Origin of the sequence: Mangrovibacillus cuniculi (genome assembly GCF_015482585.1) — a bacterium.
Lineage (GTDB): Bacteria > Bacillota > Bacilli > Bacillales > R1DC41 > Mangrovibacillus > Mangrovibacillus cuniculi.
Map to the genome: position 1 here is coordinate 1,387,046 of NZ_CP049742.1, position 23,818 is coordinate 1,410,863.

A 23,818-nucleotide genomic window follows, 5' to 3' on the forward strand; every position below is an offset into this window, starting at 1 on the left:
TCTCCCCCTTTCCCTTATGGCATGATACTTTGTAAATGCCGATCAATTTCTTCCTTGGTCATAGTAGATTCAATCACATCTACTACCTCCCCTTCTGGAGAAATCAAGAATGTTGTAGGGAGTGGAATCACCCCATATTGTTTCACCACATCACGGTTTCCATCAAGCACTACATCAAATGTTAAGCCATATTGCGAGATAAAGTTTTCCACTTGAAATAAAGGTTCGCCTACATTCACTGCTAAAATCTCTACACCCTTATCACGATAAACTTCCGACAATTCTTGCATATAAGGCATCTCTTCCTTACAAGGTTTACACCAAGTTCCCCAAAAATTTAAGAAAACCCCTTTACCCTTATAATCTTCTAAACTAATTTGACTTCCATCTACGGAAGTTAAAGTAAAATTAGGAGCCATATCTCCAGTGGAGATCATCTTCTTTTGCTCGCTGCTGTAATTAGCATATAAAGTATACGCAATGGCTAAAGCAAGGACTAATAAGATTCCTGTGCGTATCCAAAGGCGTTGCTTTTTTTTGTGGCTCATAGTATTTCTCCTTTCTGGTGTTCTTTATAACAATAAAAATAGTAAAAAAGCTAATTGATATGTAAGAATTATACTCATAAAAAAACGAGAGAAGGAAATCACACCATCACTCGCCAATATGTGTCAATATTCACTAGTATAGCATTTTTTTATGAATTCGTTTGCAACAAGTTTGACGATTATGTGAATGTCCCTACCCCAAGGAGTAAACAGAAAAGTAGCTGATACAAAACCAAGCATGACTGCACAAGGGTTTCCGCTGCAGGGGGACGCTTTCCACTTCGAAAAGCGAAAGGCGCGCGTTCAGCCGCGGCAGGAAAGTTCAGAAGACCGAGGAGGCAGCTTTTAAGCCACCGGAGGGCTTTTGGACTTTCCCGAGCGGTTGCGCACCTGTAGCTAGACACGGCATCTTCACGTTAAAGCTCCTGTGGGGTCTCAGTAACCCACCTCTCCCGTAGGAGTCGCCCCCTTCCGCTCCAACCCCAAAGATGTATTTTGTAAAAGCACTAATTTTGCATTATTAGGAAATTAAATACAACTCAAAAAGATACATCCATTTTTCAGGATGTATCTCTTTCATATTCTTCCAAAATTTTATAATTTAATTCAAGTTACGTTTCGCTCCGCCCTCAGCCATGGCGTGTAATTGTTTCACTTCATGAGGGGATAACTCTCTAGTTTCACCTGCTTTTAAGAAACCAAGCGTTAGGAATCCAAATTGTTCACGCTTCAGTTTTTGCACCGGGTGTCCAATTGCTTCAAACATACGTCTTACTTGGCGATTACGACCTTCATGAATCGTTATTTGGATAATTGCTTTATCCTTATCTTTTTCACCAGATAAGAACTTTAGCTTGGCTGGTGCTGTTTTACCATCTTCTAGTTTAATTCCTTTTTCTAACATACGTAAACTTTCTCGTGTTGGGATTCCTTTTACACGAGCAATGTACGTCTTAGGGATCTCAAACTTTGGATGCATTAGTTTGTTTGCAAACTCTCCATCGTTCGTAAGTAATAACAGACCAGTCGTCTGATAATCTAGTCGACCAACAGGGTAGATTCTTTCTTTGATTTCAGGTAGAAGATCTACTACTGTTTTTCGCCCTTTATCGTCTGTAGCAGCCGATAAGACGCCAGCAGGTTTATACATTAAGAAATATACTTTTTCTTCTGTTTCAATTTGCACACCATTTACTTCTATACGGTCTGTATCCGTTACTTTTACTCCTAATTCACGAATTACTTTACCATTTACTTTAACTGCACCATTTTGAATCAACTCTTCAGCTTTACGACGAGAAGCGATGCCAGCATGTGCAATAACTTTTTGTAATCTTTCCAAGAACATTCACCTTTTTCTACATATTGTGTCCCTATGAATTATGTCACATTACGCTCCAAATGCAAAGCACTACTAAGAGGAATACATAACTTACTAAAAAAAAGATGCATCTATATAATAGAATGCACCTTTCAAAACTATTTTCCTCTTACGCAAATAACCAGGTAACCACTACTATGGAAGCAATGATACCTACTAAGTCTGCTAGCAGTCCCACCTTTAGGGCATCTCCCATTTTCTTTATCCCTACAGCTCCAAAGTATACTGTTAAAACATAGAAAGTTGTGTCCGTACTACCTTGAAGTGTAGCTGCTAATCGACCAATGTAGGAATCCGGTCCAAACGTTGCTGTTAGATCACTCATCATTCCTAAAGCAGCTGTACCAGAAATCGGTCTAATTAATGCTAATGGAATAATGTCCGATGGTACACCCAAATAAGATAGAGGAATAGCAAGTAACCCTGTGAAAAAACCTAACGCTCCAGACGCCCGGAACACAGTAATAGCAACCAACATTCCAATTAGAAAAGGAATAATTGAAACAGCAATCGAAATACCCTCTTTTCCACCTTCTACAAAACTTTCATACGTCGGGACTCTTTTATAGGTCCCATATAATAAGATAAAAGCAATAAGAAAGGGAATTAAATACATAGAAATGGTTGTCATAGCTTGCATTATTCCATCCCCTTTCTTACTCTCCTAAAATAAAAATACCGATCAATAAAAATGGCTGCTATTCCAGAAATTAAAGTTGCTAATATAGTAGGTCCTACAATATCTGTAGGGTTATCGGCTCCGTATTTCATTCTAATTGCAATAACGGTTGTCGGAATAAGGGTTATGCTAGAAGTATTTATTGCTAAGAACGTAATCATCGACCTACTAACAACCGGTTTGTTACCATTTAATTCTTTTAACTGTTCCATTGCTTTAATCCCTAAAGGAGTGGCTGCATTTCCTAGTCCAAACATGTTTGCCATCATATTGGATAATATATATCCCATCGCTGGGTGGTTCGCTGGAACCTCTGGGAATAATTTGCTAATAATTGGACGAAATAGCAGCCCTAGTTTATCTAATAGACCAGCATCTTGGGCAATTCTCATTAAACCCAACCAAAAGACCAACACGCTAATTAATCCTATACATAACGTTACCGCTTCGTTTGCTGAAGAGAAGATGGCTGCATTAACTTCATTCATTGTTCCGTTCACCAGCGCAAAGAGTAAACCCATCACTAGCATAACGACCCATATGATGTTAACCATTGTAGTTAAGCCCTATCATAGTTGAGAAGATGCCTTTAAACCATTCAAAAAACGACTTCTTCTCTTCTGACTTTTCATAGGAAAAGATGATTGGAGCACTAGAAACAATTTGATTATTAAGTGTAAGAGAGAGATTTCCTATATGCTTAGGAACATCTTTTTCTTCATCCCATTTTGGTTTAATCACTTGGATATCTACTTTTACCTCTTCTTCTTTATCTTTATGGATAGGATACATAACATTGTGTTCAACAGACAAATGCCCCTGATAAAATTTGTCTTCTACTTTTACTTCTTCTCCTTCTGCAAAAAACACTTTATTATCATAATTTTGAAATCCATACTCGTATAGCTGGATATGGTCATTCCAATCATCGGGACCATTTAAGGTAACAACAATTAAATTTTGATCTCCTTGAGATGCTGTTGTAACGAGCGTGCGTTTTGCTCTCTTTGTATAACCAGTTTTACCACCTGTACAGTATTGGTATTTTTCTGTAAGTAGCCTGTTTTTATTTTTCCATACACGATCCCAATCAGCCGAAGGATCTTTAGAACGGTACGCTTCCGTTCCAGAAATAATTGCAAACTCTTCATTTTTCATAGCGTATTGCATTAAGATAGCCATGTCATAAGCAGTGGAGACATGATTTTCATGATCATCTAATCCATGTGGGTTAGCAAAATGAGTATTTTTCATGCCAATTAGTTCTGCTTTTTCATTCATTAAATAAACAAAACCTTCTAAACTCCCTCCAACATGTTCCGCAATCGCAACAGCTGCATCATTACCAGAGCGTAACATCAAACCGTAAACCAAGTCTTGTAATTTTTCTTTTTGTCCAGGTTTTAAATATAGGGAGCTACCTTCTGTAAATGCAGCTTTATCACTGACTGTAACGGTGTTTTGCATCATACCGGATTCAACAGCAATAATTGCAGTCATAATTTTGGTGATCGATGCAATTCTTTCTTTGTTATGAGCATCTTTTTCAAATAAGATCCGACCAGAATCTTGATCTAACAAGACCGCATTTCTAGAGCTTACAGATACTGCTTGTACTTCTTTAATAGGAATTAAACTAATAAGGAGCGCACTTACTAACACAATGGCCCACCATTTTCTTTTAGTCATACGTATCTCACCTTACCTATTCCGTCATTTGTACAAGTCTATGCGGTAATTAATGAGATATGAACAGAATGTGAGGAGTACTAGATATAACATAACCACTACGTGACTGCACAGGGATTTATCTAGTTACGTCAATACTTAAAATTATCGATTTCAAAACCTTATCTCTAGAATAACAAAAAGGCAGATTCACTTAGAACCTACCTTTCTTCTAAATTTATCTAGGACTATAAAAATACCTATGAAAACTTTACTGCGTAGGAGGAATGTATGCTTTGGCTCTTTCTAATCGATCTGCTACGTTTTTCCAGTTTACTACATTCCAAAATGCTTCTACATATTCCGGTCGTCTGTTTTCATATTGTAAATAATACGCATGCTCCCACACATCTAGGGCTAAAATTGGTATCGTATTCCACTGCGTTAATAACATATGTCTTTCCGATTGTAGTATTTCTAATCGCTTAGGTTGCGCAGCCCAAACTAGGATTGCCCACCCCACACCTTCCACTGCTTTTGCAGCCTCTGAAAAGTGGCTTTTAAACGCTTGATAAGACCCAAAATCTTTTTCTATCTGTTTTCTTAACCTGCCAGTGGGTTCACCCCCACCTTCTGGAGATAAGTTAGTCCAAAATATTGTGTGCAAATAATGTCCTGAACCATGAAAAGCTAGTTCTCTTGATTCTGCCTTTACAGAGGTAAAGTCTCCAGTTTCTCTAGCTTGTTGTAATGCTTTTTCCGCTTTATTTAAACCCGTTACATAAGATTGATGATGTTTAGTATGATGCAATCTCATAATTTCTTCCGCAATATACGGCTCTAAGGCATTATACGAATAGGGTAGTGGAGGTAATACATGTTCCCCTATCGGCGTAACATTTCCGTTTGTTCTTTCGAAACTTAATTGAATTTGCGAACTTAATTGATTTGCAAGTTCCTCAAAGTGATGAAGATTACTTGATCGATTCGTCAATAATCTTTCTCCTTCTAATCGAAGAACACGATGCAAATCCAGTAATTTTTGATCTGAGATATCTTCTTGTAAAATCCATTTCGCAATGTCTTTTTCCCACTCTAAAACCGCTTGGATGTATGATTCATTTTTCACAGGATGTCCCCCTAACGTTCATTTCGGTTCCATGACAAACCTATGAGAAAACAGAAGAAAGTATGACTAACCTTTGAATCAGTAAACTTTTCAGATTGTATCTTTAACAAAAAGAAAGCTATCCATTCAAGGGAATGGATAGCTTTCTGATTATGATTTTGTCGATTGAACCATTTTCGTGCGATAGTCCGTTTCGTAGTATTCTAATTCTTCACGTAAAGATTGGAATGGTTGTTCAATTTCTTTGATTAATTCTTGAAAATGACTCGGAACGTCTTGATGAAATTTAATTGCGTTTCTTCCTGTGTAGGCCGATCTACTGTTCTCATACCATACATCTGTTTTTGGAGAGAAGAATTCTTCCACACACTGATGATACACTTTATACAGCACTTGTTCTGCCGTTTGTTTAGAAAACGGTTCGTTTGAAGCTATCCACTGACATGCTACAGCAGATTCATTTGTATAGACAACTAGTTTTCTAAATGCAGACCAAATTAATTTACCGTACTCTTGATCCATACTTGACTGTGCTAACCAAGAAGAAAGACTGTGTTCATTTGCATACACTTCGACTTTTTCACCAATATCTCTTAAAGCTAAACTGACATCTTCTAATTGTTGCTTAATAAGTGAATTACTCAATATATTCTCCTCCAAACTTCATGGTTACGATACCTTATTCATCAAAAGAATCTACAGTTTCCTGAAAACGTTCAAAGAATAAATCTGCCTCTTCTTGCACATCGTCTTCTTCTACTCGGTCTGGAAGAGGTGGCAATTCACTAATTTCTTTTAAATTAAAGTAATCTAAAAATTCCTTTGTTGTTCCATACATTATTGGACGACCTGGTGCATCCATCCTGCCTACATCCTTAATTAGTCCTTTTGCCATAAGCGTTTGAATTGGTCTTTCCGTCTTAACACCACGAATTTGTTCAATTTCAACCCTTGTAATAGGCTGCTTATAAGCAATAATTGCTAACGTTTCTAAACCTGCTTGTGACAAAGTAGATACAGATGGCGACTCTACCAATCTTCTTAAATAAATGGAATGCGTTTTTTTTGTAACCAGTTGATACGTGCCTGCTAAAAGTACAACCGTTAGTCCACGTGTTTCATCTGCTTCAAAATCTTCTTGCATCTCTTTCACTATTGTACTCGCTTGACTTTCTTCCATTTCCATTACCGCACATATCTGCTTTAGGGTTAAACCTTCGTCTCCTGCTGCAAAAAGCAGACTTTCTAAAATCGCCTTCCATTTAATCATTTCCACTTGCAAATATCCTCCTACACCTTCTTCTACTCCTTGTTAAGCCTACTATCTCACTTAGTTAACGGAATACAAAAAGAGCTCGTCAAAATTCGTTGCTTGTTCTACTTTAATCTCCTGTTGCTTCATTAATTCTAATAATGCTAAAAAAGTAACCACAATATGATCCTTTTGTTCATAAGGAAATAGCGAAGAAAAAGACTTTTTACCTTTCACTCTTTTTAATTCGCCTAAAATTTCTTCCATCCTTTTTTCTATAGGTATTTCTTGTTTCGTTATAGTCGATGTCTTAGGTTTTTGGATTTTCTTTCTTCTTAACAACTTATGAAAAGCACCCAACATATCATACACAGTTACACCTTTTTCTAATGGTGCTACTCTATTTGGGTCCACATACTCTGATAAATCTGTGGGTGGTTTCGTGTAGATTAAGCTTCTTTCTTCTTCTCTTTGTTTTAATTCTACAGCAGCCTCTTTATATTTTCTGTACTCTATTAACCTTTCCACTAACTCATCACGTGGATCTTCTTCTATTTCAAACAATACGTCATCTTCCCACTCTTCTTCATGTTGGGGTAATAACATCTTACTCTTAATAGCAAGCAACGTTGCTGCCATTACTAAATATTCACTTGCGACATCTAGTTCCAATTCTTGCATGGTCTTAACATACTCTACATATTGTTCGGTCAAAGTAGACATCGGTATGTCATAAATATCAATTTCTAAACGATTAATTAAATGTAATAATAAATCTAACGGTCCTTCAAAAGCGTCTAACTTCACATTATATTCCAAAATATCACCATGTTCTGTGTACTAATTTATCCATAGTATAGAGGATTCACACACTTTATCCAATAACTTTTTAAAGTATCATTGTATCATATTTTTCTAGGTTTTTTTTAGTTAGGCAAAAGCCTACACACATATGTGTTTTTACACATAAGATACATGGACTAAAGAAATAGGAGGTATGGAACATGGGTCACGTTGGTGGATATAACAATGGATTTGCTTTACTAGTAGTGTTATTTATCCTGTTAATCATTGTAGGTAGCGCTTATCTTTGCTAGTTAGTAAAGAACAAACCGTAAATTTTATAACTATATAGATTCTAAAAGTACAATCGTAGCTGTTTAGGAAAAGAGTACTTACTTTCCTAAACAGCTTTTCTACTGTAACATGTAATTTTATTAAGAAAAAAAGCTGATTTATTACGTACTAGTAGTTTTCTTGGAAAATCCTTTAATATTCGTTACTATTATATACATACTCTTCTTTAAGGCGTGATGTGTAATGACGAACTACCCTACTGAATATATTGAGTTCTTAGCAGAGTTTCATGGCTCAAGGGATTATTTTGAATGTCATGAAGTGCTTGAAGAATACTGGAAAGAGGTAGAACCAGGTAAGAAGGATTCTGTTTGGGTTTCTCTTATTCAACTGGCTGTTGCTTTGTACCATGAACGTAGACATAACTGGAATGGTGCAAAGAAGATGATTAACCAAGCGTACCTAATCGCTACTAGGCAGGAAGAAGAATTAAAAAGACTTTCGTTACACTCGGAAGATTTCCTCCCCTTTGCTCAGATGTTAAGAGAACGAATAAACAAAGAAGAAGGTTATTATCCTGTAAACTTACCTATTCATGATAAAAACTTGCTGAAAGCTGTACAAGAAAAATGCTTGGAGAAAAATTACACTTGGCAAAACACTTCCCCGGTCTCTATTGATATTTTGGATCGTCATAAATTACGTGACCGCTCAGAAGTAATTGCTGCGAGGAATGCTTCGTTACAGAATAAAACCACCCGCTAAGATGCGAGTGGTTTTATTCTAACTGTCTATATCTTGGCATTTTTGAAGAAATGACGCAGTGTGTTCCGTTGGCTCTATATCTTTTTCCGTAAAGAGAGCTTGCAACTCCTTTACCATCTTATGACCTATTCCTTCTAAACGATGTGATGGATTTACAGAGATATGTTGGACAACAATTGATTCTGTTCTCAATTGAACACCAATAATCCCAGTAATAACCTCATCTTCTTTCCACAGGTATAGACGCCAATCTTCATTTTCTTCATATTCTTTCATGGTTTGTTGAAGTTGTTTAATATCTTTTTCCGTAGGCATAAAGGAAAGTAGTCCCATGGCTATCTTCTCAAAACTTTTTTTAAACCGAATTAGCATGTATACCCCTCGTCCCCATCATGTTGATGGTTTCCAATAGTTTTACTTGTTAATAGTAACGAAACCATGTCCTTACACTGGTTACGTAACAAATAAAGGTAATCTCTAGTACATTCCATTATATCATACTAGATTCAATTGCAACATTCAATGGAGTATTCCTGTAACATCCTACCCAAAATAGGAAGCGGTTACACCTGTTACTATTTACTCAATTCATGTAACTTGCACTATTATGCTATGAACAACCAGTAGACAACTCCCCATATGACAGCCATTACTAACATGGTTAAAAATAGAACGATATTACCCTTTTTCATCATATGCTCCCCTTACACACTTTGTTTAACATAAGGAAGGTCATTTTTTACTAGGTCCTCTAACGATTCTCTTCTTACCACTAATCTCGCTTCCCCATTTTCCACAAACACAACTGCTGGTTTTGTTAGTCGATTATAATTACTTGCCATAGAATATCCATACGCCCCTGTACAGAACACAGCAAGTATATCCCCAGGACTGGCCTCTGGTAATGGTAGATCCCAAATCAACATGTCGCCGGATTCACAACACTTCCCCGCTATCGCATACGTTTTTGTGTTTTCTTTTGTAGCTTTATTTGCCAAGATTGCTTCATATTTTGCATCGTATAGGGCAGGTCTAATATTATCACTCATCCCTCCATCAACTGCTAAATATGTTCTCGTGTCAGGCACATCTTTAGTAGAACCAACTTGATATAGCGTGGTACCTGCATCACCAACAAGTGAGCGGCCAGGTTCAATCCAAATTTCAGGCATATCCAATTCATTATTTGCAGCCACATCTTGAACATGATGGACAATTTTCTCCACGTATTGATACGGTTCTAACGGCTCATCTTCTTCTGTATATCGAATTCCAAAGCCACCACCTAAATTAAGAACAGTTGGTGTAAAGCCAACGCTCTTTTTCCAATCAGCCATTTTACCTACAATCTTATCCGCTGCTAAGATAAATCCAGTAGTTTCAAAAATTTGAGAACCAATATGACAATGTACACCTAGCACCGTAATTAAGGGTTGTTCTAAACAAAGCTGTAACGCTCTGTCTGCTTGTCCATTGTTCAAATCAAATCCAAATTTTGAATCCTCTTGACCTGTTAAGATATAATCATGCGTATGAGCCTCAATACCTGGAGTGACCCTAATTAAAATATTTACAGGCATTTGAACTTCATTCACTACTTCTTTCAATAGTTCAATTTCAAAGAAGTTATCTACTACAATACAACCAATTCCGTAGTTTAAAGCCATGGAAAGCTCTTCTTTACTCTTATTATTTCCATGCAAATGGATTCTTTCAGCTGGGAAACCAGCTTGGATTGCCGTAAATAATTCCCCTGAAGAAACTACATCTAAAGACATCCCCTCGTCGTCCATCAGTTGGTAAATTGCCACGGATGAAAAAGCCTTACTCGCATAAGCTACTTGCGCTTTAACCCCCATTTTCTCAAACGTCTGTTTAAAGCCCCTAGCTCTTTCTTTAATTAATGCTGTATCATAAACGTAAAGAGGTGTTCCAAATTCTTTGACAAGATCAACAGTATCACATCCACCAATCTCTAAGTTACCTTGCTCATTTATTTGACCAGTACCATATAAATGCATGCTCTCCACCCTTTTCTTCTTCTATAGAAAAAGACAGCCATATTAGCTGTCTTCTAATGAAAACAAACCGTTACAGTCGTTACTTCCAAATAGTTGTGGTAATAGTACCACAATTCCTATTTGTGAGCAATTATGTGCTAGACTGCTTTGGCTGTTTAAATTTATTCCTTGGATGTACGATGCTAGGTCTTATTTTTGATCCTGGTACGGAACGTCTTATGATTATTTGCATAAATGCTGCCGGATGAAATGGAAGCAATGGCCATAGGTAAGGAGTATTAAGTGACTTAATTTGAGCTAGCATGATAATAAATAATGTACAACCAATCATGAATCCTGGTACTCCAAAAAAGGCGACAACTACTACCAAGAACAATCTGGCACTTTTATTTGCTGCACTTAACTCGTAGCTTGGTGTAGAGAATGTACCTATTGCTGCTGCTGAAACGTAAAGAATTATTTCTGGGACAAACAACCCAACATCAATGGCAATCTGACCAATCAGTACCGCGGCAACTAATCCCATAGCTGTCGATAAAGGAGTCGGTGTATGAATGGCGGCTATCCTTAAAAACTCTATACCTATGTCAGCAATTAGAATCTGTAAAACAATCGGTATATTGGACACGTCGTTTGGCCCAATAAAAGATATCTCTTCAGGTAATAAGGATGGGTCCTGAACAAATAATAACCAAAATGGTAACAGAAATAATGATGTTATGATCCCAAGGAATCTAATCCATCTAACAAATGTTCCTACAAAGGCAGATTGACGGTATTCTTCTGCGTGTTGAACGTGATGAAAATACGTTGTAGGGGTAATAATGACACTAGGAGAAGTATCAACATATATGATGACATGTCCTTCTAGTAAATGAGTGGCCGCAACATCCGCTCGTTCCGTATACCGAACAAGTGGATAAGGATTATAGCCCTGTTTTACTAAAAATTCCTCTACTGTTTTATCTGCCATTGTAATCCCATCAATTTTAATTCCTTCGATCTCTTTTCTAATAGTTGCTACCAGTTTAGGATCAGCTATATCCTCAATATATCCTAAAGAAACGTCGGTCTTTGAGCGTTCTCCCACTTTAAACATTTCAAAACGCAATTTCTCATCTCTAATTCTTCTTCTAGTTAAAGCTGTATTAACAATAATATTTTCTACAAACCCATCTCGCGATCCTCGTACTACTTTTTCTGTATCAGGTTCTTCTGGAGACCTACCTGGGTAACTTCTGACATCTACAACTAACGCCTCTTGTTCCCCCTCGACTACAATTACAATAAGTCCTGAAAGTACTTGATCTACCATTTCATCAATCGATTTAATTCGCTCTACGGATTGATGTATAATACGATTTTCTACTAGCGTAAATAGTTGAGGAGTATATGGTTCATTATCATTTATTTCTACTAACTCTTCGGTGATTTTAATTAAGAAGCTCGTGTCCGTAAGACCATTTATATAATAAAATTGCACGCCCTTTTTATTTACTTGAAGTTTCCTTACACCAATGTCAAAACTCTTTTTTAAACCTACTCGTTCTTTAAAATATTCTTCAATCGCATTTAGCGACTTAGGAATAGGTTGTTTTTCCTTCGTCTCCGCCATTTATCATTCCACTCCTTTCCATAATAAGCTCCACCGCTTTTCTTGTTAGCGGGGCTCCTTTTTCCGCTCTATCCCTTAAAGATATTTTCCCAATGTCTCCTATACCAACTATAAAAGGAATATCCATAGAATCTAGAGAATAAACTGTGTCACCATTCATAATTCCAATATCAAATTCAGGAACTCCAAATTTATCTACACCATATGCCGTTAACTCTCCATCCCTGTCTATACAAACATTGACATGTGTCCACTCTAATTTGCGTGATTTTGCCGCAACCGCAATTGCACCAATTACTTCGATTTGCTTGTTAGCAACAATCTCTTTCATGATACTTTCTCCAGGCCCTTCCCCAATAAATCCACTATCATCAAACATAACTAGAACTGGTTCAGAAGGAGCAGATAGAATCATCGGAATTAACTCGTGTGCCGTTATTTTAGAGGGATTGCCAGAAGATGCAGAAATACATCTACCCCCAATTTGTTTCGCCACCGATTCGACAGCTTTTCTTGCATATTCATCTCCATCCGTTACAATAATGACACGCTTTTTTCTTTCCATCTGGAACGCTCCCTTCTTCACAAACTCACATAGTAGATCCAATGAAAGAGTGAGCCCATAATTTTTCCAAATACTAGAGCCATTAGTAAATAAACAATTCTATCAGCAATACCAACTCTCTTCGCTAGTATCGGAAGCACATTAAGAGACTCCGTTAAAGCTGCCGCTAACATCCCCAAGAAAATACCATTTAATAACCCTAACGGCATAAGTAATATAGGGTATAAATGAAAACTTGGTAATTGTAATGAAAAGTAACATCCTAAAAAAACACCAAATACTACAGACCATTCGTAATAATGAATCATCTTCATTGTTTTTGTCAGTTGTGTTAGTCTCGGAATAATTCCAAGGACTGTTAACACAGCTACAAAGCCAGAACCAACCGCTAGTCCTCCAGCAAAGGCAATTAAAATGATTAAAAGAACATTAATTGTCATCAAGGTGTCTCATACTCTCCTTGTTCTCATTCATTATTACGTACTGGTCTAAATCTTGTTGATAATTAAACATTTCTACTTCTAAAGGACTTGGTTCTTCGTTAATTCTTTTTCTAAAAAGATGATTAAAGAAAAGAATCATCCCTAGCCCTAACCCAAACGAGTAAGGAATTTGGAATAATAGCGGTTTAGCAACTTCTTGTCCGGTTAGTACTGTGTACAATTTTTGGTGTACTTCTGGCATACTAACATCTTCATGAAAGTTCATGATTGCTAAAGCTGCTCCTACAAACAGGAGTAACCATACAAAAACAAACAATGGCATAGACATATGTTTTTTTTCATAGACCACTTCAATAATTGTTTGCGGAGGACCAACAGTTTGAACTTCCAAATTTGGATGTTTTGCTTGTATGAACTGAATGACTTTCATCACATCAATAATCACAATATTTTTGTCTTCTTCTTTTACTTGGTAAACGGGAAGGTTTAATAGGTCATTTCTAATTTCTTCTGGGGCTAATACTTGCGCCATATGTCCAAGTATTACTTTTTCATTTGGTTTTACTTGAGCTCTATTTCGAAGACGAAGATAAATGATGTCAGTCACGTAATTTCCTCCTTTACCAAGTATTCTGTCTTAGTATTAGGAGACGAGGGTGGAAATATGGAAGGGAATTTATAGAAAGAGTTAGGATGGAACTAAATCCGAAAGCGACTGCACAGGGATTTAGTTTTTTCAGCATTAATTCTGCATTATGATTAACTCAAATACAAAGAAAAAAAGGTACACTCGTTTTTCGAATGTACCTTTTTTTGTCCTGCCTCATAAGAAAAATCTGCGTAACATACCACTGTAACAAAAGCAATTTACTGAGCTGTATATCCCCCGTCCATTACGACTGCTTGTCCTGTTACGCCACCAGCTTGTTCACTAGCTAAGAAGCGAGCATAGTCCGCTATTTCTTTTACTTGTAGTAAACGTTTTTGTGGTACTAGAGGATAAATAACTTGTTCCAGTACCTTTTCTAATTCCACGCCACGAGTACTTGCTAAATCCTTCATTTGGTTACGTACAAGTGGAGTATCTACATAACCTGGACATAGTGCATTTACAGTAATACCGTGCTCAGCACCTTCTAAAGCTGCCACCTTAGTTAACCCAATTACTCCATGCTTAGCACTGTTATACGCAGCTTTTCCTGCGAATCCAATCAATCCATTAATAGAAGAAACATTTAAGATACGACCGAAGTTTTGCTTCTTCATGATTGGGAAAACATGTTTCGTCGCTATGAAAGGAGCTGTTAACATAATCTTAATCATAAATTCAAACTTATCTGTTGGGAATTCTTCAATTGGAGAAACATGTTGAAGCCCTGCATTATTGATTAATACATCTAGTCGACCATAAGTCTCAACAGTTTTATCCACCATATTTTTGATGTCTTCTTCAGATGTTACATCTGCCTTTAAACCGATAACATCGTGACCAGCTGACTTAAGCTCGTCTGCTGCTTTTTGAACGCCTTCTTCATTAATATCTGATAACACCACTTTGGATCCAGCTTCTGCAAAAATCTTCCCGATCTCAAAGCCTATCCCTTGAGCAGACCCTGTGATTACAACTACTTGTCCTTTATTTTCCATCGTATATTCCTCCTTAAAATGGTATGACCAATATATTAATATGCCTTAACTCTCTTAATTAATCCCAAGTGATGCTAATATTACTCCGACTACTAGCGCTATAAAAGGGATAACTAACCCTACCATCGCTACATCTTTATAACTATCTTTGTGGGTTAACCCTGTTACAGCGAATAAAGTTAGCAATGCTCCATTATGAGGTAAAATGGACGCTCCAGACGCTACAGAAGCTATTCTGTGCATTGCTTCTGTACTTATTCCGGAAGCTTGAGCTAAATCATAATAGGTGGAACCTAAAGCCTCCAAAGCAATTCCCATCCCACCTGAAGCTGAACCTGTTATCATAGCTAATATCTGAACTGTTAACCCCTCGGTTATCAAAGGGTTACTTGACACTCCTAAAATCATCTCCGTTATATTATCAAACGACGGTACTGCGGTAACTACTGCACCAAACCCTACTGCTGCACTAGTGTTAATAGTAGCCATTACAGAACCCTTTGCTCCTTCATTTATGGAAGGCACAAATGAACGGAATTTCTTGATATAAATGATTAAAATGGACAAGATCCCTAATAGTAAAGAAGGTATTGGGTCAAGTTTGAAAACGTTTAACGTTACAACAACGACCACAAGTGGTAGTAAAGATATTATCCAATTTGGTAGACCTTTTTCTTCCTCTTCTTCTTTTGCCTCTCCATGATCAGGTTCTGTAAATACATCTCCCTTATTTGTTAATCTCTTTTGACTAAACATTAGCCAGAAATAACCCCCAACTGCCATTATTAATCCTGTCACTATACCAATAATGGGTGCTGCCATTGCATTCGTATCAAAGTAATCTGTCGGTATTAGATTCTGGATTTGAGGTGTTCCAGGTAATGCTGTCATGGTAAACGTAAAGGCACCTAAAACCAATACGGGTGGAATTAGCTTTCTTGACACGTTTGCCTCTCTAAATAAGGAAATGGCGATAGGATAAATAGCAAAAACGACAACAAACAAACTTACGCCACCATATGTTAATAATGCAGAAGCAACTAAAACTCCTAAAACTGCTCTCTTTTTCCCAATGAATTTCGTAATTTGATGTGCAACAGCTTGAGCAGACCCTGTATCTTCCATTAGTTTTCCAAAAATTGCACCTAATAAAAATATAGGAAACCATGTCTTAGCAAATCCAACAAAACCCTCCATATATGTATTTGTATATGTCGGTAGTAAATCTAGTCCACTTAATAAAGCTACAACCCCAGATACTATAGGTGCTATCCAGATAATGGACCATCCAAAATAAGCTAAGACCATTAAGAGTATTAAGCCGATAATGATACTAATCAATGTTGTACCTCCTTTATTTTTTAATGAACTACTACGTATACGTTTCCCAAAAGTCTTGTTAATCAAACAAGGAAGAATGAAAAACTTACGCAAAGCTTTATTCCATACACTAGTTAATAATCATAAGAAAATAGTAGTTATCTAATATAAGAAACGCGTTTAAGGCAAAAGTATAGTTCATACTGATCACGTAAGTACCGAAAATTTGTATGAATAAAATAAAAAAAGCTGTTCAAAGTAGCAGAATCCTCACTTTGAACAGCTTTACATTTATTCAATATATTCATCCATTTTTTCTTTCATTTGCGAAATAATCTTCTTTTCTAATCTGGATACTTGAACTTGCGATATACCTAATCTCTCTGCAACTTCTGATTGCGTTTGGTCTTTATAATAGCGTAAGTAAACAATTAACCGTTCTCTTTCATCCAAGTCACGGATTGCTTCTTTTAACGCAATTTTTTCGAACCATTTAGAGTCATTCTCCGCAATTTGGTCTAGTAACGTAATTGGGTCGCCATCGTTTTCATATACAGTTTCATGAATGGATGTTGGCATTCTACTAGCTTCTTGTGCTAACACCACATCTTCTGCTGTAATATCTAAAAAAGTGGCTATTTCATTTACAGTAGGAGCTTTCCCATGTAACTTCGTAAGTTCTTCTTTAGCACGTCTTATCTTGTGCCCAAGCTCTTTTAAAGAACGACTTACTTTTAACGTGCCATCGTCTCTTATGAAACGCTGGATCTCACCGATAATCATCGGAACAGCGTACGTTGAGAATTTCACATCATAAGACAAATCAAATTTATCTACTGATTTTAATAATCCGATACAACCAATTTGAAACAAATCATCCGGTTCATATCCCCTATTAATAAAACGCTGAACAACGGACCAAACTAGCCTCATGTTCTTTTCAACGATTGCATCTCTTGCACTCTGGTCACCTTGCTGAGCAGAAAAAATCAACTCTTTTACTTCATTGTCTTTTAAATAGGGTTCCTTTTGTTGTTTCACCTCTACATCCATTCTAACGACCCCTTAATTGCACATTGCTGTACTTTTCGTTAAGTGCTTTCGTAAGCGAACAATGGTGCCGGTTCCTGGGTGTGAAATCACTTCCATCTGATCCATGAAGTTCTCCATAATAGTAAAGCCCATTCCAGATCGCTCCATATCAGGCTTAGAAGTAAATAGTGGTTGACGTGCTTCTTCTACGTCCATAATTCCTTGACCTTCATCGCGAATTTCAAGGTCTACCATGCCATCTTCCATCTTCATATCAATGTATACAATTCCTGATGGATCGTCGTTATATCCATGAATAATGGAATTCGTTACTGCCTCGGATACAACTGTTTTAATTTCCGTTAGTTCATCCATCGTTGGATCTAACTGTGTCAAAAATGCAGCAACCGTGACCCTTGCAAAGGATTCATTTTGACTTAGCGCTTTAAATTGTAAACTCATTTCATTTTTCATTGTTATGCCACCCCCAACGTTTTTAATGCAGCTTGTTCAGATGGCTCGAATCGAATTAGTTTAAACAACCCTGCCATATCAAACAAACGCTTGACCGCTGGAGAAATGGCACATACGACCATTTCACCATGAATTTGTTTTAATTGTTTGTAGCGCCCCAAAATGACTCCTAAACCAGAGCTATCCATAAAGGATAGTTGCTCTAAATTTAGAACGATATGTTTAATACCGTATAACTCCATTGCATCCATTACTTGATTCTTGACTGTTTCGGCTGTATGGTGATCTAACTCTCCAACCAGACGTATGCACAATACTTGTTCATGAACATCTAAGTCAACTGTAAGACTCATTGATTGTGTCCTCCTCGTTTTTACTTGGATAGACACAAATTCTCGACAATTTTGCCTAATTCCTGCTAGACGACAAAACTAGTTGAAAATCGTCAAAGTTCGTTATTTTCCTGTCTTAGAAAATTGACCAAACGTATCTTTAAATAACTTCCACCAACTAGCGGCTTCAATTGATTCAGATGCGACGATAGGTGTTTCTACAACTACTTTTCCATCACGCTTTACTGTTAACGTCCCAACTTGTTGCCCTTTTTCCACTGGAGCTTTCAGTTTGGTGTCAAATTTCACTTCTTCTTCTACACCATCTACTTTTTCTCCTTTTTTCGTAAGAACAGAGATCGGCTCACTTGTTTCTGCATTTACATACGATTTGCTACCCTTGCTAATTTTCGCTTCACCTAAAACATCCGCTTTTTTGTATAATGGATGTGTCATATATTGCGCAAAAGCATAATCAAGTAATTTTGTTACTTCCGCATTACGTACTTTTGGTGTTGGTGCTCCAAATACAGATGCAATCACTCTCATGTTGCCTTTGTTTGCAGTAGCTGTTAAACAGTACTTCGCTTCGTTTGTAAAACCTGTTTTAATTCCATCTACACCTGGATAGAAACGTACCAATTTATTTGTATTTACTAACCAGAATTTCTTTTCCGTATTTTCTCTTAAGTACGACTCGTAGGAACCTGTAAATTTAGTGATTCCTTCATATTTAAGAAGTTCTCTTCCCATCATCGCCATATCATATGCCGAACTATAGTGACCTTCAGCTGGAAGTCCTGTAGGATTTTTAAATTGTGTATCTTTTAATCCTAACTCTTTTACTTTTTCATTCATCATTTGTACAAAGCCTTCTTCACTACCAGCCAAATGCTCAGCCATTGCAACAGATGCATCGTTTGCAGATCCAATCGCAATTCCTTTTAACATTTCTTCTACTGTCATTTCCTCGCCTGGCTCTAAGAATATTTGAGAGCCACCCATAGATGCAGCATATTCACTTGTACGAACTTTATCTGTAGGCAGTATTTTCTCGGTATCTAATGCTTCCATGATCAACATCATTGTCATAATTTTTGTCATACTTGCAGGTGGAAGTTTCTCATGACTATTTTTCTCGTATAAAACTTCTCCAGTATCACGTTCTAACAGGATGGCAGACTTCGCTTCATTAGCTAGTGATATTTCATTATTCGCACGATCACCAGTCTCATTTGCAAATGCAGGTGTTGCGATTATACTTGCCATTAATATTGTTACCATTAGACTACTAATCCATTTTTTCATTTTTAACCCCTCCATCTTTCGCTTAAACTTACAACATGGCTCCATTGTTGACAGATTTTAGAGGGAATATACTTGATTCATATATGTACATAAAAAAACTGTCCAAATATAATTTTGGACAGTTTTTTTTTGACTTATTTAATTATTTTATGAATTAGAGGACGCTCCTCTGGTTTTTCTGTGCCGAATGTGTAGGCAGAAAGTAATTTCTTTTCTGCATCTTCAGCAGTTTCTGTATTTGATAGAAGATACGCAAAAGTTTCGCCTTCTGCTACTTCGTCTCCTACTTTTTTCAGAAGAGTAATACCAACGCTATGGTCGATGTCGTCTTCTTTTGTCGCACGTCCTGCACCTAAGTACATTGCTGCGATACCAACAGACTCAGCATCGATCGCTGTTACAAATCCAGCAGATGGTGCTTTTACTTCAATTGTATTGCTTGCTTGTGGCAGTTTTGTTAAATCATCTACTTGATTTACATCTCCACCTTGTGCAATTACCATTTGACGAAGCATTTCGAACGCACTTCCATTTTCAATATTACCTTCTAGAGCTTTATATGCTTCATCAAACGTATCGTACTTACCTGCTAAGACAATCATGTGTGCTGCAATGGTTAAAGAAATAACACGAAGATCTGTAACATCTTTTCCTTGAAGGATTTCAACTGCTTCTTTAATTTCATTAGCGTTACCAATTTCATAACCTAATGGTTGATTCATATCAGAAATAACAGCAATGGTATTTCTGCCTAAATGTTTTCCGATGTTCACCATTTCCGTTGCTAATGCTTCTGAATCTTCTAAAGACTTCATGAAAGCACCAGATCCTGTTTTTACATCAAGAACGATACTGTTTGCTCCAGATGCAAGTTTTTTACTCATGATAGAACCTGCAATTAAAGGAATAGAATCAACTGTAGCTGTTACATCACGCAGAGCGTAAAGCTTCTTATCGGCTGGTGCTAAGTTACCTGTTTGACCAGCAACAGCTAGTTTAGTTTTGTTTACTTGCTCAATAAACTTATCAATGCTCATCTCGATTTCAAGACCATCAATCGCTTCTAGTTTATCTAACGTTCCACCAGTATGTCCTAAACCTCGACCAGACATTTTCGCAACTGGTACTCCTGCTGAAGCTACTAGTGGTCCCACAATAAATGTAACTTTATCACCTACTCCTCCAGTAGAGTGTTTATCTACTTTCGGTCCTTCAATACCAGATAAATCAATCGTTTCACCTGATGCGACCATTGCTTCTGTTAACGTCGCTGTTTCTTCCGCTGACATTCCTTTAAAGTATACAGCCATTAATAGAGCAGATGCTTGATAATCTGGAATCGTTCCATTTGTATAACCTTCTACAAAAAAGTTTATTTCTTCTTTTGTTAATGTTTTTCCATTACGTTTCGCTTGAATGATATCTACCATTCTCATTTTAGAACACCATCCCTTTTAGATTGCTTTCACTAATGATTTTACGTATGTTAAGAAATTTTCTCGAACCATCTCAGTAGTTTCCATTACTTCATCGTGTGTTAACGGTTGATCTAAGATTCCTGCTGCCATGTTAGAGATACAAGAAATACCTAACACCTTAATACCAGCGTGACGAGCGATTATTACTTCCGGTACTGTAGACATACCTACCGCGTCGCCACCCATCACTCTTAAATAACGAACTTCTGCAGGTGTCTCATATGTTGGGCCTGTATTACCAATGTAAACTCCTTCTTGAACAGAAAGGTTAATGTCACTCGCAACTTTTTTCGCTAGTGCACGAAGGTTTTTACAGTATGCTTCAGAAAGATCTGGGAAACGAGGTCCTAATTGCTCTTCATTCTTACCGATAAGCGGGTTAGTACCCATATTGTTAATGTGATCAGAGATAATCATTAGATCACCTGGTTTAAAGTCTGTGTTGATTCCACCAGCTGCATTTGTCACAAACATTGTTTCAATTCCTAGCTCTTTCATCACGCGAACGGGGAATGTTACTTGTTGCATGGAGTATCCTTCATAGAAATGGAAACGTCCTTGCATAGCAATGACTGTTTTACCTGAAAGTTGTCCAATAACTAGTTGTCCTGCATGTCCTTGTACAGTGGAAGTTGGAAAATGTGGTACTTCACTATATGGAATTACCACTGGGTTTTCAATTTCATCTGCTAGTACACCTAGGCCTGAACCTAAGATTAGTCCAATTGTTGGAGTTGATTCTAAACGACCTTTTATAAAAGTAGCTGCTTCATTAATTGCTTGAATATTCATTTTTACCTCTCCCTTACTTGATCTCATTCAAAAAACTAGTTCCATGCTTTGGTAGGGCAATGCCAAAGTTGTCCGCGATTGTTGCTCCTACGTCAGCAAACGTTTTGCGAAGTGGAAGCTCTTTTCCTTCTACGAACTTCTTAGAATACACCAACAGAGGAACATATTCTCTCGTGTGGTCTGTACCTGGATGAACTGGGTCATTACCATGGTCAGCTGTGATGATTAGTAAGTCATCATCTTGAAGTTTCTCAAATACTTCTGGTAATCTTGCATCAAACTCTTCCAATGCTTTTCCGTACCCTATTGGATCGCGTCGGTGTCCAAATGTTGCGTCAAAGTCCACAAGATTTAAGAAGCTTAATCCTGTGAATTCTTTGTCTAACACGTTCACTAATTGATCCATACCATCCATATTCGACTTCGTGCGAACAGATTCTGTCACACCTTCCCCATCGTATATATCAGAAATCTTTCCAATAGCGATTACATCTTTTTGCGCATCCTTAAGATCATTCATGACTGTTCGTTCAAACGGTTTTAGTGCATAGTCATGGCGATTCGATGTTCTCTTAAAGTCCCCAGGCTGTCCTAAGAATGGACGAGCAATAATTCTACCAACCATGTATGGTGCTTCTTTTGTCATTTCTCTCACAGTTTCACAAATTTTGTATAACTCTTCTAATGGGATAATCTCCTCGTGAGCGGCAATTTGTAGAACTGGATCTGCTGATGTATAGACAATTAGATTTCCCGTTTCCATATGTTCAGGACCTAACTCGTCTAAAATAGCTGTTCCACTTGCTGGCTTATTACCGATTACTTTTCGTCCAGTAGCCTCTTCAATCTTTTTCACTAGCTCTTCTGGGAAACCTTCTGGGTACACTTGGAAAGGTGTGTCAATATGTAAACCCATTAATTCCCAGTGACCTGTCATTGTATCCTTGCCAACAGATGCTTCTTCCATCTTTGTATAGTAAGCCATCGGTTTTTCTGCTTTATCGATACCTTGAATTTCTTCTATATTAGATAAGCCTAATTTCGCCATATTAGGCATCGTTAGACCATTCATCTTTTCTGCAATGTGTCCAAGTGTATGAGAACCCTTGTCGTTATATGCTTCTGCATCTGGAGCTTCTCCAATTCCTACCGAATCCATAACGATTAAATGAACGCGCTTAAAAGCCTGTGTCATATTAATCCCTCCTAAAAAAATAAAACGGTTACAAAACCTCTTACTAATCTACCCAATTCTTTGGATATCAATCGTTACATCAGATGTCTGACTTCTATATTGTAAAGTCAATAGACATAAAAAAACAACAAAAATCGACATAAAATGCCGATTTTTTTCTACTATGAATTTTCAGAATAACTATTTTTTCTTTAAGGTCACGCTCTTGGATGAAATTGTTTATATACATCTGTTAATCTAGTTTTAGTAACGTGTGTGTAAATCTGCGTTGTTGAAATATCTGCATGCCCCAGCATTTCTTGAACTGCTCTTAGGTCAGCACCGTTTTCCAAAAGATGTGTTGCAAACGAATGCCTTAACGTATGTGGGGTAATCTCTTTTTGTATACTTGCTTCTTTTGCTAGTTTTTTTAGCATTTTCCAAAACCCTTGTCTGGACATAGAAGAACCATACATATTCAAGAATAGTGCCTCTTCTTTTGCATGCTTTGGTTTGCGTAATTTTGGACGCCCATGCTCTAAATACTCTTTCATAACAGATATTGCGGTTTTTCCGATTGGTATTATTCGTTCTTTGTTTCCTTTTCCAACACATCGAACAAAGCCCATAGACAAATGGACATCTTCTAATTTCAAGGATATTAGTTCACTTACTCGAATTCCAGTAGCGTACAAAGTCTCTAACATCGCTTTATCACGAAGCCCTATTGGCGTGGTACTTTTAGGGGTTGCTAAAAGTGCTTCCACTTCCTCTAAGTTTAATACTTTGGGTAACGTTCGTTCTAACTGTGGAGTCTCAATATGTAAGGTAGGGTCATTTTTCGTTACGCCATCTCGTATAAGGAATTGGTGAAAGTTTCGGATAGAAGCAAGTTGACGTGCAATGGTCCTACTAGATTTACCACTATCCTTTAGGAATCCCATATAATGAACAAGTTGAGCCCTTTGGATAGAATCAATCTCGCTTATTCCTTCTACTTGTGTTAAATAGTGAAGATAACTTTCTAAGTCACGTTTATAAGAAACTATTGTATTAGTTGCCAACTGTTTTTCCACTTTTAAGAAGTGGATAAAGTCTAGCAATTGGTCTTTCATGCA

27 protein-coding genes are annotated in these 23,818 nt (G+C 37.2%); 2 read left to right on the top strand and 25 right to left on the bottom strand.

Annotation, left to right across the window (positions count from 1 at the left end; genetic code table 11):
• Nucleotides 1–14: 14 nt before the first annotated feature.
• From resA to G8O30_RS07120, 9 genes are all read right to left on the bottom strand, one after another.
• Nucleotides 15–548, bottom strand: a complete 534-nt coding sequence (resA, locus tag G8O30_RS07080; RefSeq protein WP_239674272.1) for a thiol-disulfide oxidoreductase ResA — start codon at nucleotides 546–548, stop codon at nucleotides 15–17.
• Between the two features lie 601 nt (nucleotides 549–1,149).
• On the bottom strand, nucleotides 1,150–1,890 hold the full coding sequence (locus tag G8O30_RS07085; RefSeq protein WP_239674273.1) for a pseudouridine synthase: 741 nt from the start codon (nucleotides 1,888–1,890) through the stop codon (nucleotides 1,150–1,152).
• A gap of 148 nt (nucleotides 1,891–2,038) precedes the next feature.
• Nucleotides 2,039–2,569 carry a spore maturation protein gene (locus G8O30_RS07090; protein ID WP_239674274.1) on the bottom strand — a complete coding sequence of 177 codons (531 nt, stop codon included), beginning with the start codon at nucleotides 2,567–2,569 and terminating at the stop codon, nucleotides 2,039–2,041.
• Nucleotides 2,569–3,162 carry a nucleoside recognition domain-containing protein gene (locus G8O30_RS07095; RefSeq protein ID WP_239674275.1) on the bottom strand — a complete coding sequence of 198 codons (594 nt, stop codon included), beginning with the start codon at nucleotides 3,160–3,162 and terminating at the stop codon, nucleotides 2,569–2,571. Before G8O30_RS07095 ends, G8O30_RS07090 begins: the two co-directional genes overlap by 1 nt.
• Nucleotides 3,155–4,297: a D-alanyl-D-alanine carboxypeptidase family protein gene (locus G8O30_RS07100; protein ID WP_239674276.1), complete on the bottom strand. Its 1,143-nt coding sequence runs from the start codon at nucleotides 4,295–4,297 to the stop codon at nucleotides 3,155–3,157. The genes G8O30_RS07095 and G8O30_RS07100 overlap by 8 nt, the downstream gene beginning before the upstream one ends.
• Before the next feature lie 250 nt (nucleotides 4,298–4,547).
• On the bottom strand, nucleotides 4,548–5,405 hold the full coding sequence (locus tag G8O30_RS07105) for a superoxide dismutase (RefSeq protein WP_239674277.1): 858 nt from the start codon (nucleotides 5,403–5,405) through the stop codon (nucleotides 4,548–4,550).
• A gap of 150 nt (nucleotides 5,406–5,555) precedes the next feature.
• Nucleotides 5,556–6,050 carry a DUF3907 family protein gene (locus tag G8O30_RS07110; RefSeq protein ID WP_239674278.1) on the bottom strand — a complete coding sequence of 165 codons (495 nt, stop codon included), beginning with the start codon at nucleotides 6,048–6,050 and terminating at the stop codon, nucleotides 5,556–5,558.
• A gap of 34 nt (nucleotides 6,051–6,084) precedes the next feature.
• Complete coding sequence (gene scpB, locus G8O30_RS07115) at nucleotides 6,085–6,681, bottom strand: SMC-Scp complex subunit ScpB (protein ID WP_239674279.1); 597 nt, start codon at nucleotides 6,679–6,681, stop codon at nucleotides 6,085–6,087.
• A 54-nt stretch (nucleotides 6,682–6,735) separates the two neighbouring features.
• Nucleotides 6,736–7,479: a segregation/condensation protein A gene (locus G8O30_RS07120; protein WP_239674516.1), complete on the bottom strand. Its 744-nt coding sequence runs from the start codon at nucleotides 7,477–7,479 to the stop codon at nucleotides 6,736–6,738.
• Between the two features lie 182 nt (nucleotides 7,480–7,661).
• Between G8O30_RS07120 and G8O30_RS07125 the strand changes: the two genes are divergently transcribed.
• On the top strand, nucleotides 7,662–7,754 hold the full coding sequence (locus G8O30_RS07125) for a YjcZ family sporulation protein (RefSeq protein ID WP_239674280.1): 93 nt from the start codon (nucleotides 7,662–7,664) through the stop codon (nucleotides 7,752–7,754).
• A 223-nt stretch (nucleotides 7,755–7,977) separates the two neighbouring features.
• Nucleotides 7,978–8,499: a DUF309 domain-containing protein gene (locus G8O30_RS07130; protein ID WP_239674281.1), complete on the top strand. Its 522-nt coding sequence runs from the start codon at nucleotides 7,978–7,980 to the stop codon at nucleotides 8,497–8,499.
• 18 nt (nucleotides 8,500–8,517) lie between these two features.
• Here G8O30_RS07130 and G8O30_RS07135 read toward each other — a convergent pair whose 3' ends face one another.
• The 16 genes from G8O30_RS07135 to xerD all read right to left on the bottom strand — a co-directional run bounded on the left by G8O30_RS07135 (nucleotide 8,518) and on the right by xerD (nucleotide 23,815).
• Nucleotides 8,518–8,871, bottom strand: coding sequence for a GNAT family N-acetyltransferase (locus G8O30_RS07135; RefSeq protein WP_239674282.1), 354 nt, complete (start codon nucleotides 8,869–8,871; stop codon nucleotides 8,518–8,520).
• Nucleotides 8,872–9,203: 332 nt separating this feature from the next.
• Nucleotides 9,204–10,520: a diaminopimelate decarboxylase gene (lysA, locus tag G8O30_RS07140; protein WP_239674283.1), complete on the bottom strand. Its 1,317-nt coding sequence runs from the start codon at nucleotides 10,518–10,520 to the stop codon at nucleotides 9,204–9,206.
• A 130-nt stretch (nucleotides 10,521–10,650) separates the two neighbouring features.
• Nucleotides 10,651–12,135: a spore germination protein gene (locus tag G8O30_RS07145; protein ID WP_239674284.1), complete on the bottom strand. Its 1,485-nt coding sequence runs from the start codon at nucleotides 12,133–12,135 to the stop codon at nucleotides 10,651–10,653.
• On the bottom strand, nucleotides 12,101–12,700 hold the full coding sequence (gene spoVAEA / locus G8O30_RS07150; protein WP_239674285.1) for a stage V sporulation protein SpoVABEA: 600 nt from the start codon (nucleotides 12,698–12,700) through the stop codon (nucleotides 12,101–12,103). Before spoVAEA ends, G8O30_RS07145 begins: the two co-directional genes overlap by 35 nt.
• Before the next feature lie 17 nt (nucleotides 12,701–12,717).
• Entirely contained in the window at nucleotides 12,718–13,140 is a 423-nt protein-coding gene (locus G8O30_RS07155; protein WP_239674286.1) for a stage V sporulation protein AB, read from the bottom strand.
• Nucleotides 13,130–13,750 (bottom strand): stage V sporulation protein AA, encoded by a 621-nt coding sequence (locus tag G8O30_RS07160; protein WP_239674287.1) that lies wholly within the window; start codon nucleotides 13,748–13,750, stop codon nucleotides 13,130–13,132. The genes G8O30_RS07155 and G8O30_RS07160 overlap by 11 nt, the downstream gene beginning before the upstream one ends.
• 260 nt (nucleotides 13,751–14,010) lie before the next feature.
• A complete protein-coding gene (locus tag G8O30_RS07165) occupies nucleotides 14,011–14,790 on the bottom strand; it encodes a 3-hydroxybutyrate dehydrogenase (protein WP_239674288.1) in 780 nt (259 codons plus the stop codon).
• A 54-nt stretch (nucleotides 14,791–14,844) separates the two neighbouring features.
• On the bottom strand, nucleotides 14,845–16,131 hold the full coding sequence (locus G8O30_RS07170; protein ID WP_239674289.1) for a GntP family permease: 1,287 nt from the start codon (nucleotides 16,129–16,131) through the stop codon (nucleotides 14,845–14,847).
• Between the two features lie 270 nt (nucleotides 16,132–16,401).
• On the bottom strand, nucleotides 16,402–17,163 hold the full coding sequence (gene sigF, locus G8O30_RS07175) for an RNA polymerase sporulation sigma factor SigF (RefSeq protein ID WP_239674290.1): 762 nt from the start codon (nucleotides 17,161–17,163) through the stop codon (nucleotides 16,402–16,404).
• A gap of 12 nt (nucleotides 17,164–17,175) precedes the next feature.
• Nucleotides 17,176–17,616 (bottom strand): anti-sigma F factor, encoded by a 441-nt coding sequence (spoIIAB, locus tag G8O30_RS07180; RefSeq protein WP_239674291.1) that lies wholly within the window; start codon nucleotides 17,614–17,616, stop codon nucleotides 17,176–17,178.
• Nucleotides 17,617–17,618: 2 nt separating this feature from the next.
• Nucleotides 17,619–17,969, bottom strand: a complete 351-nt coding sequence (gene spoIIAA / locus G8O30_RS07185; protein WP_239674292.1) for an anti-sigma F factor antagonist — start codon at nucleotides 17,967–17,969, stop codon at nucleotides 17,619–17,621.
• A gap of 102 nt (nucleotides 17,970–18,071) precedes the next feature.
• Entirely contained in the window at nucleotides 18,072–19,256 is a 1,185-nt protein-coding gene (locus G8O30_RS07190) for a D-alanyl-D-alanine carboxypeptidase family protein (protein ID WP_239674293.1), read from the bottom strand.
• Between the two features lie 134 nt (nucleotides 19,257–19,390).
• Nucleotides 19,391–20,692: a pyrimidine-nucleoside phosphorylase gene (locus tag G8O30_RS07195; RefSeq protein ID WP_239674294.1), complete on the bottom strand. Its 1,302-nt coding sequence runs from the start codon at nucleotides 20,690–20,692 to the stop codon at nucleotides 19,391–19,393.
• Nucleotides 20,693–20,710: 18 nt separating this feature from the next.
• Nucleotides 20,711–21,526: a purine-nucleoside phosphorylase gene (locus tag G8O30_RS07200; RefSeq protein ID WP_239674295.1), complete on the bottom strand. Its 816-nt coding sequence runs from the start codon at nucleotides 21,524–21,526 to the stop codon at nucleotides 20,711–20,713.
• A 13-nt stretch (nucleotides 21,527–21,539) separates the two neighbouring features.
• A complete protein-coding gene (deoB, locus tag G8O30_RS07205; protein ID WP_239674296.1) occupies nucleotides 21,540–22,721 on the bottom strand; it encodes a phosphopentomutase in 1,182 nt (393 codons plus the stop codon).
• A gap of 197 nt (nucleotides 22,722–22,918) precedes the next feature.
• The gene (xerD, locus tag G8O30_RS07210; protein WP_239674297.1) at nucleotides 22,919–23,815 is read right to left on the bottom strand and encodes a site-specific tyrosine recombinase XerD; all 897 of its coding nucleotides are present in this window, start codon (nucleotides 23,813–23,815) and stop codon (nucleotides 22,919–22,921) included.
• Nucleotides 23,816–23,818: the final 3 nt, after the last annotated feature.

Bases quoted from the DNA above. Each gene is read 5' to 3' on its own strand.
- resA (WP_239674272.1), bottom strand. From the start codon at position 548: ATGAGCCACAAAAAAAAGCAACGCCTTTGGATACGCACAGGAATCTTA.
- G8O30_RS07090 (WP_239674274.1), bottom strand. From the start codon at position 2,569: ATGCAAGCTATGACAACCATTTCTATGTATTTAATTCCCTTTCTTATT.
- G8O30_RS07095 (WP_239674275.1), bottom strand. From the start codon at position 3,162: ATGGTTAACATCATATGGGTCGTTATGCTAGTGATGGGTTTACTCTTT.
- G8O30_RS07100 (WP_239674276.1), bottom strand. From the start codon at position 4,297: ATGACTAAAAGAAAATGGTGGGCCATTGTGTTAGTAAGTGCGCTCCTT.
- G8O30_RS07125 (WP_239674280.1), top strand. From the start codon at position 7,662: ATGGGTCACGTTGGTGGATATAACAATGGATTTGCTTTACTAGTAGTG.
- G8O30_RS07130 (WP_239674281.1), top strand. From the start codon at position 7,978: ATGACGAACTACCCTACTGAATATATTGAGTTCTTAGCAGAGTTTCAT.
- G8O30_RS07135 (WP_239674282.1), bottom strand. From the start codon at position 8,871: ATGCTAATTCGGTTTAAAAAAAGTTTTGAGAAGATAGCCATGGGACTA.
- lysA (WP_239674283.1), bottom strand. From the start codon at position 10,520: ATGCATTTATATGGTACTGGTCAAATAAATGAGCAAGGTAACTTAGAG.
- G8O30_RS07145 (WP_239674284.1), bottom strand. From the start codon at position 12,135: ATGGCGGAGACGAAGGAAAAACAACCTATTCCTAAGTCGCTAAATGCG.
- spoVAEA (WP_239674285.1), bottom strand. From the start codon at position 12,700: ATGGAAAGAAAAAAGCGTGTCATTATTGTAACGGATGGAGATGAATAT.
- G8O30_RS07155 (WP_239674286.1), bottom strand. From the start codon at position 13,140: ATGACAATTAATGTTCTTTTAATCATTTTAATTGCCTTTGCTGGAGGA.
- G8O30_RS07165 (WP_239674288.1), bottom strand. From the start codon at position 14,790: ATGGAAAATAAAGGACAAGTAGTTGTAATCACAGGGTCTGCTCAAGGG.
- sigF (WP_239674290.1), bottom strand. From the start codon at position 17,163: ATGGATGTAGAGGTGAAACAACAAAAGGAACCCTATTTAAAAGACAAT.
- spoIIAB (WP_239674291.1), bottom strand. From the start codon at position 17,616: ATGAAAAATGAAATGAGTTTACAATTTAAAGCGCTAAGTCAAAATGAA.
- spoIIAA (WP_239674292.1), bottom strand. From the start codon at position 17,969: ATGAGTCTTACAGTTGACTTAGATGTTCATGAACAAGTATTGTGCATA.
- G8O30_RS07190 (WP_239674293.1), bottom strand. From the start codon at position 19,256: ATGAAAAAATGGATTAGTAGTCTAATGGTAACAATATTAATGGCAAGT.
- G8O30_RS07195 (WP_239674294.1), bottom strand. From the start codon at position 20,692: ATGAGAATGGTAGATATCATTCAAGCGAAACGTAATGGAAAAACATTA.
- G8O30_RS07200 (WP_239674295.1), bottom strand. From the start codon at position 21,526: ATGAATATTCAAGCAATTAATGAAGCAGCTACTTTTATAAAAGGTCGT.
- deoB (WP_239674296.1), bottom strand. From the start codon at position 22,721: ATGACACAGGCTTTTAAGCGCGTTCATTTAATCGTTATGGATTCGGTA.
- xerD (WP_239674297.1), bottom strand. From the start codon at position 23,815: ATGAAAGACCAATTGCTAGACTTTATCCACTTCTTAAAAGTGGAAAAA.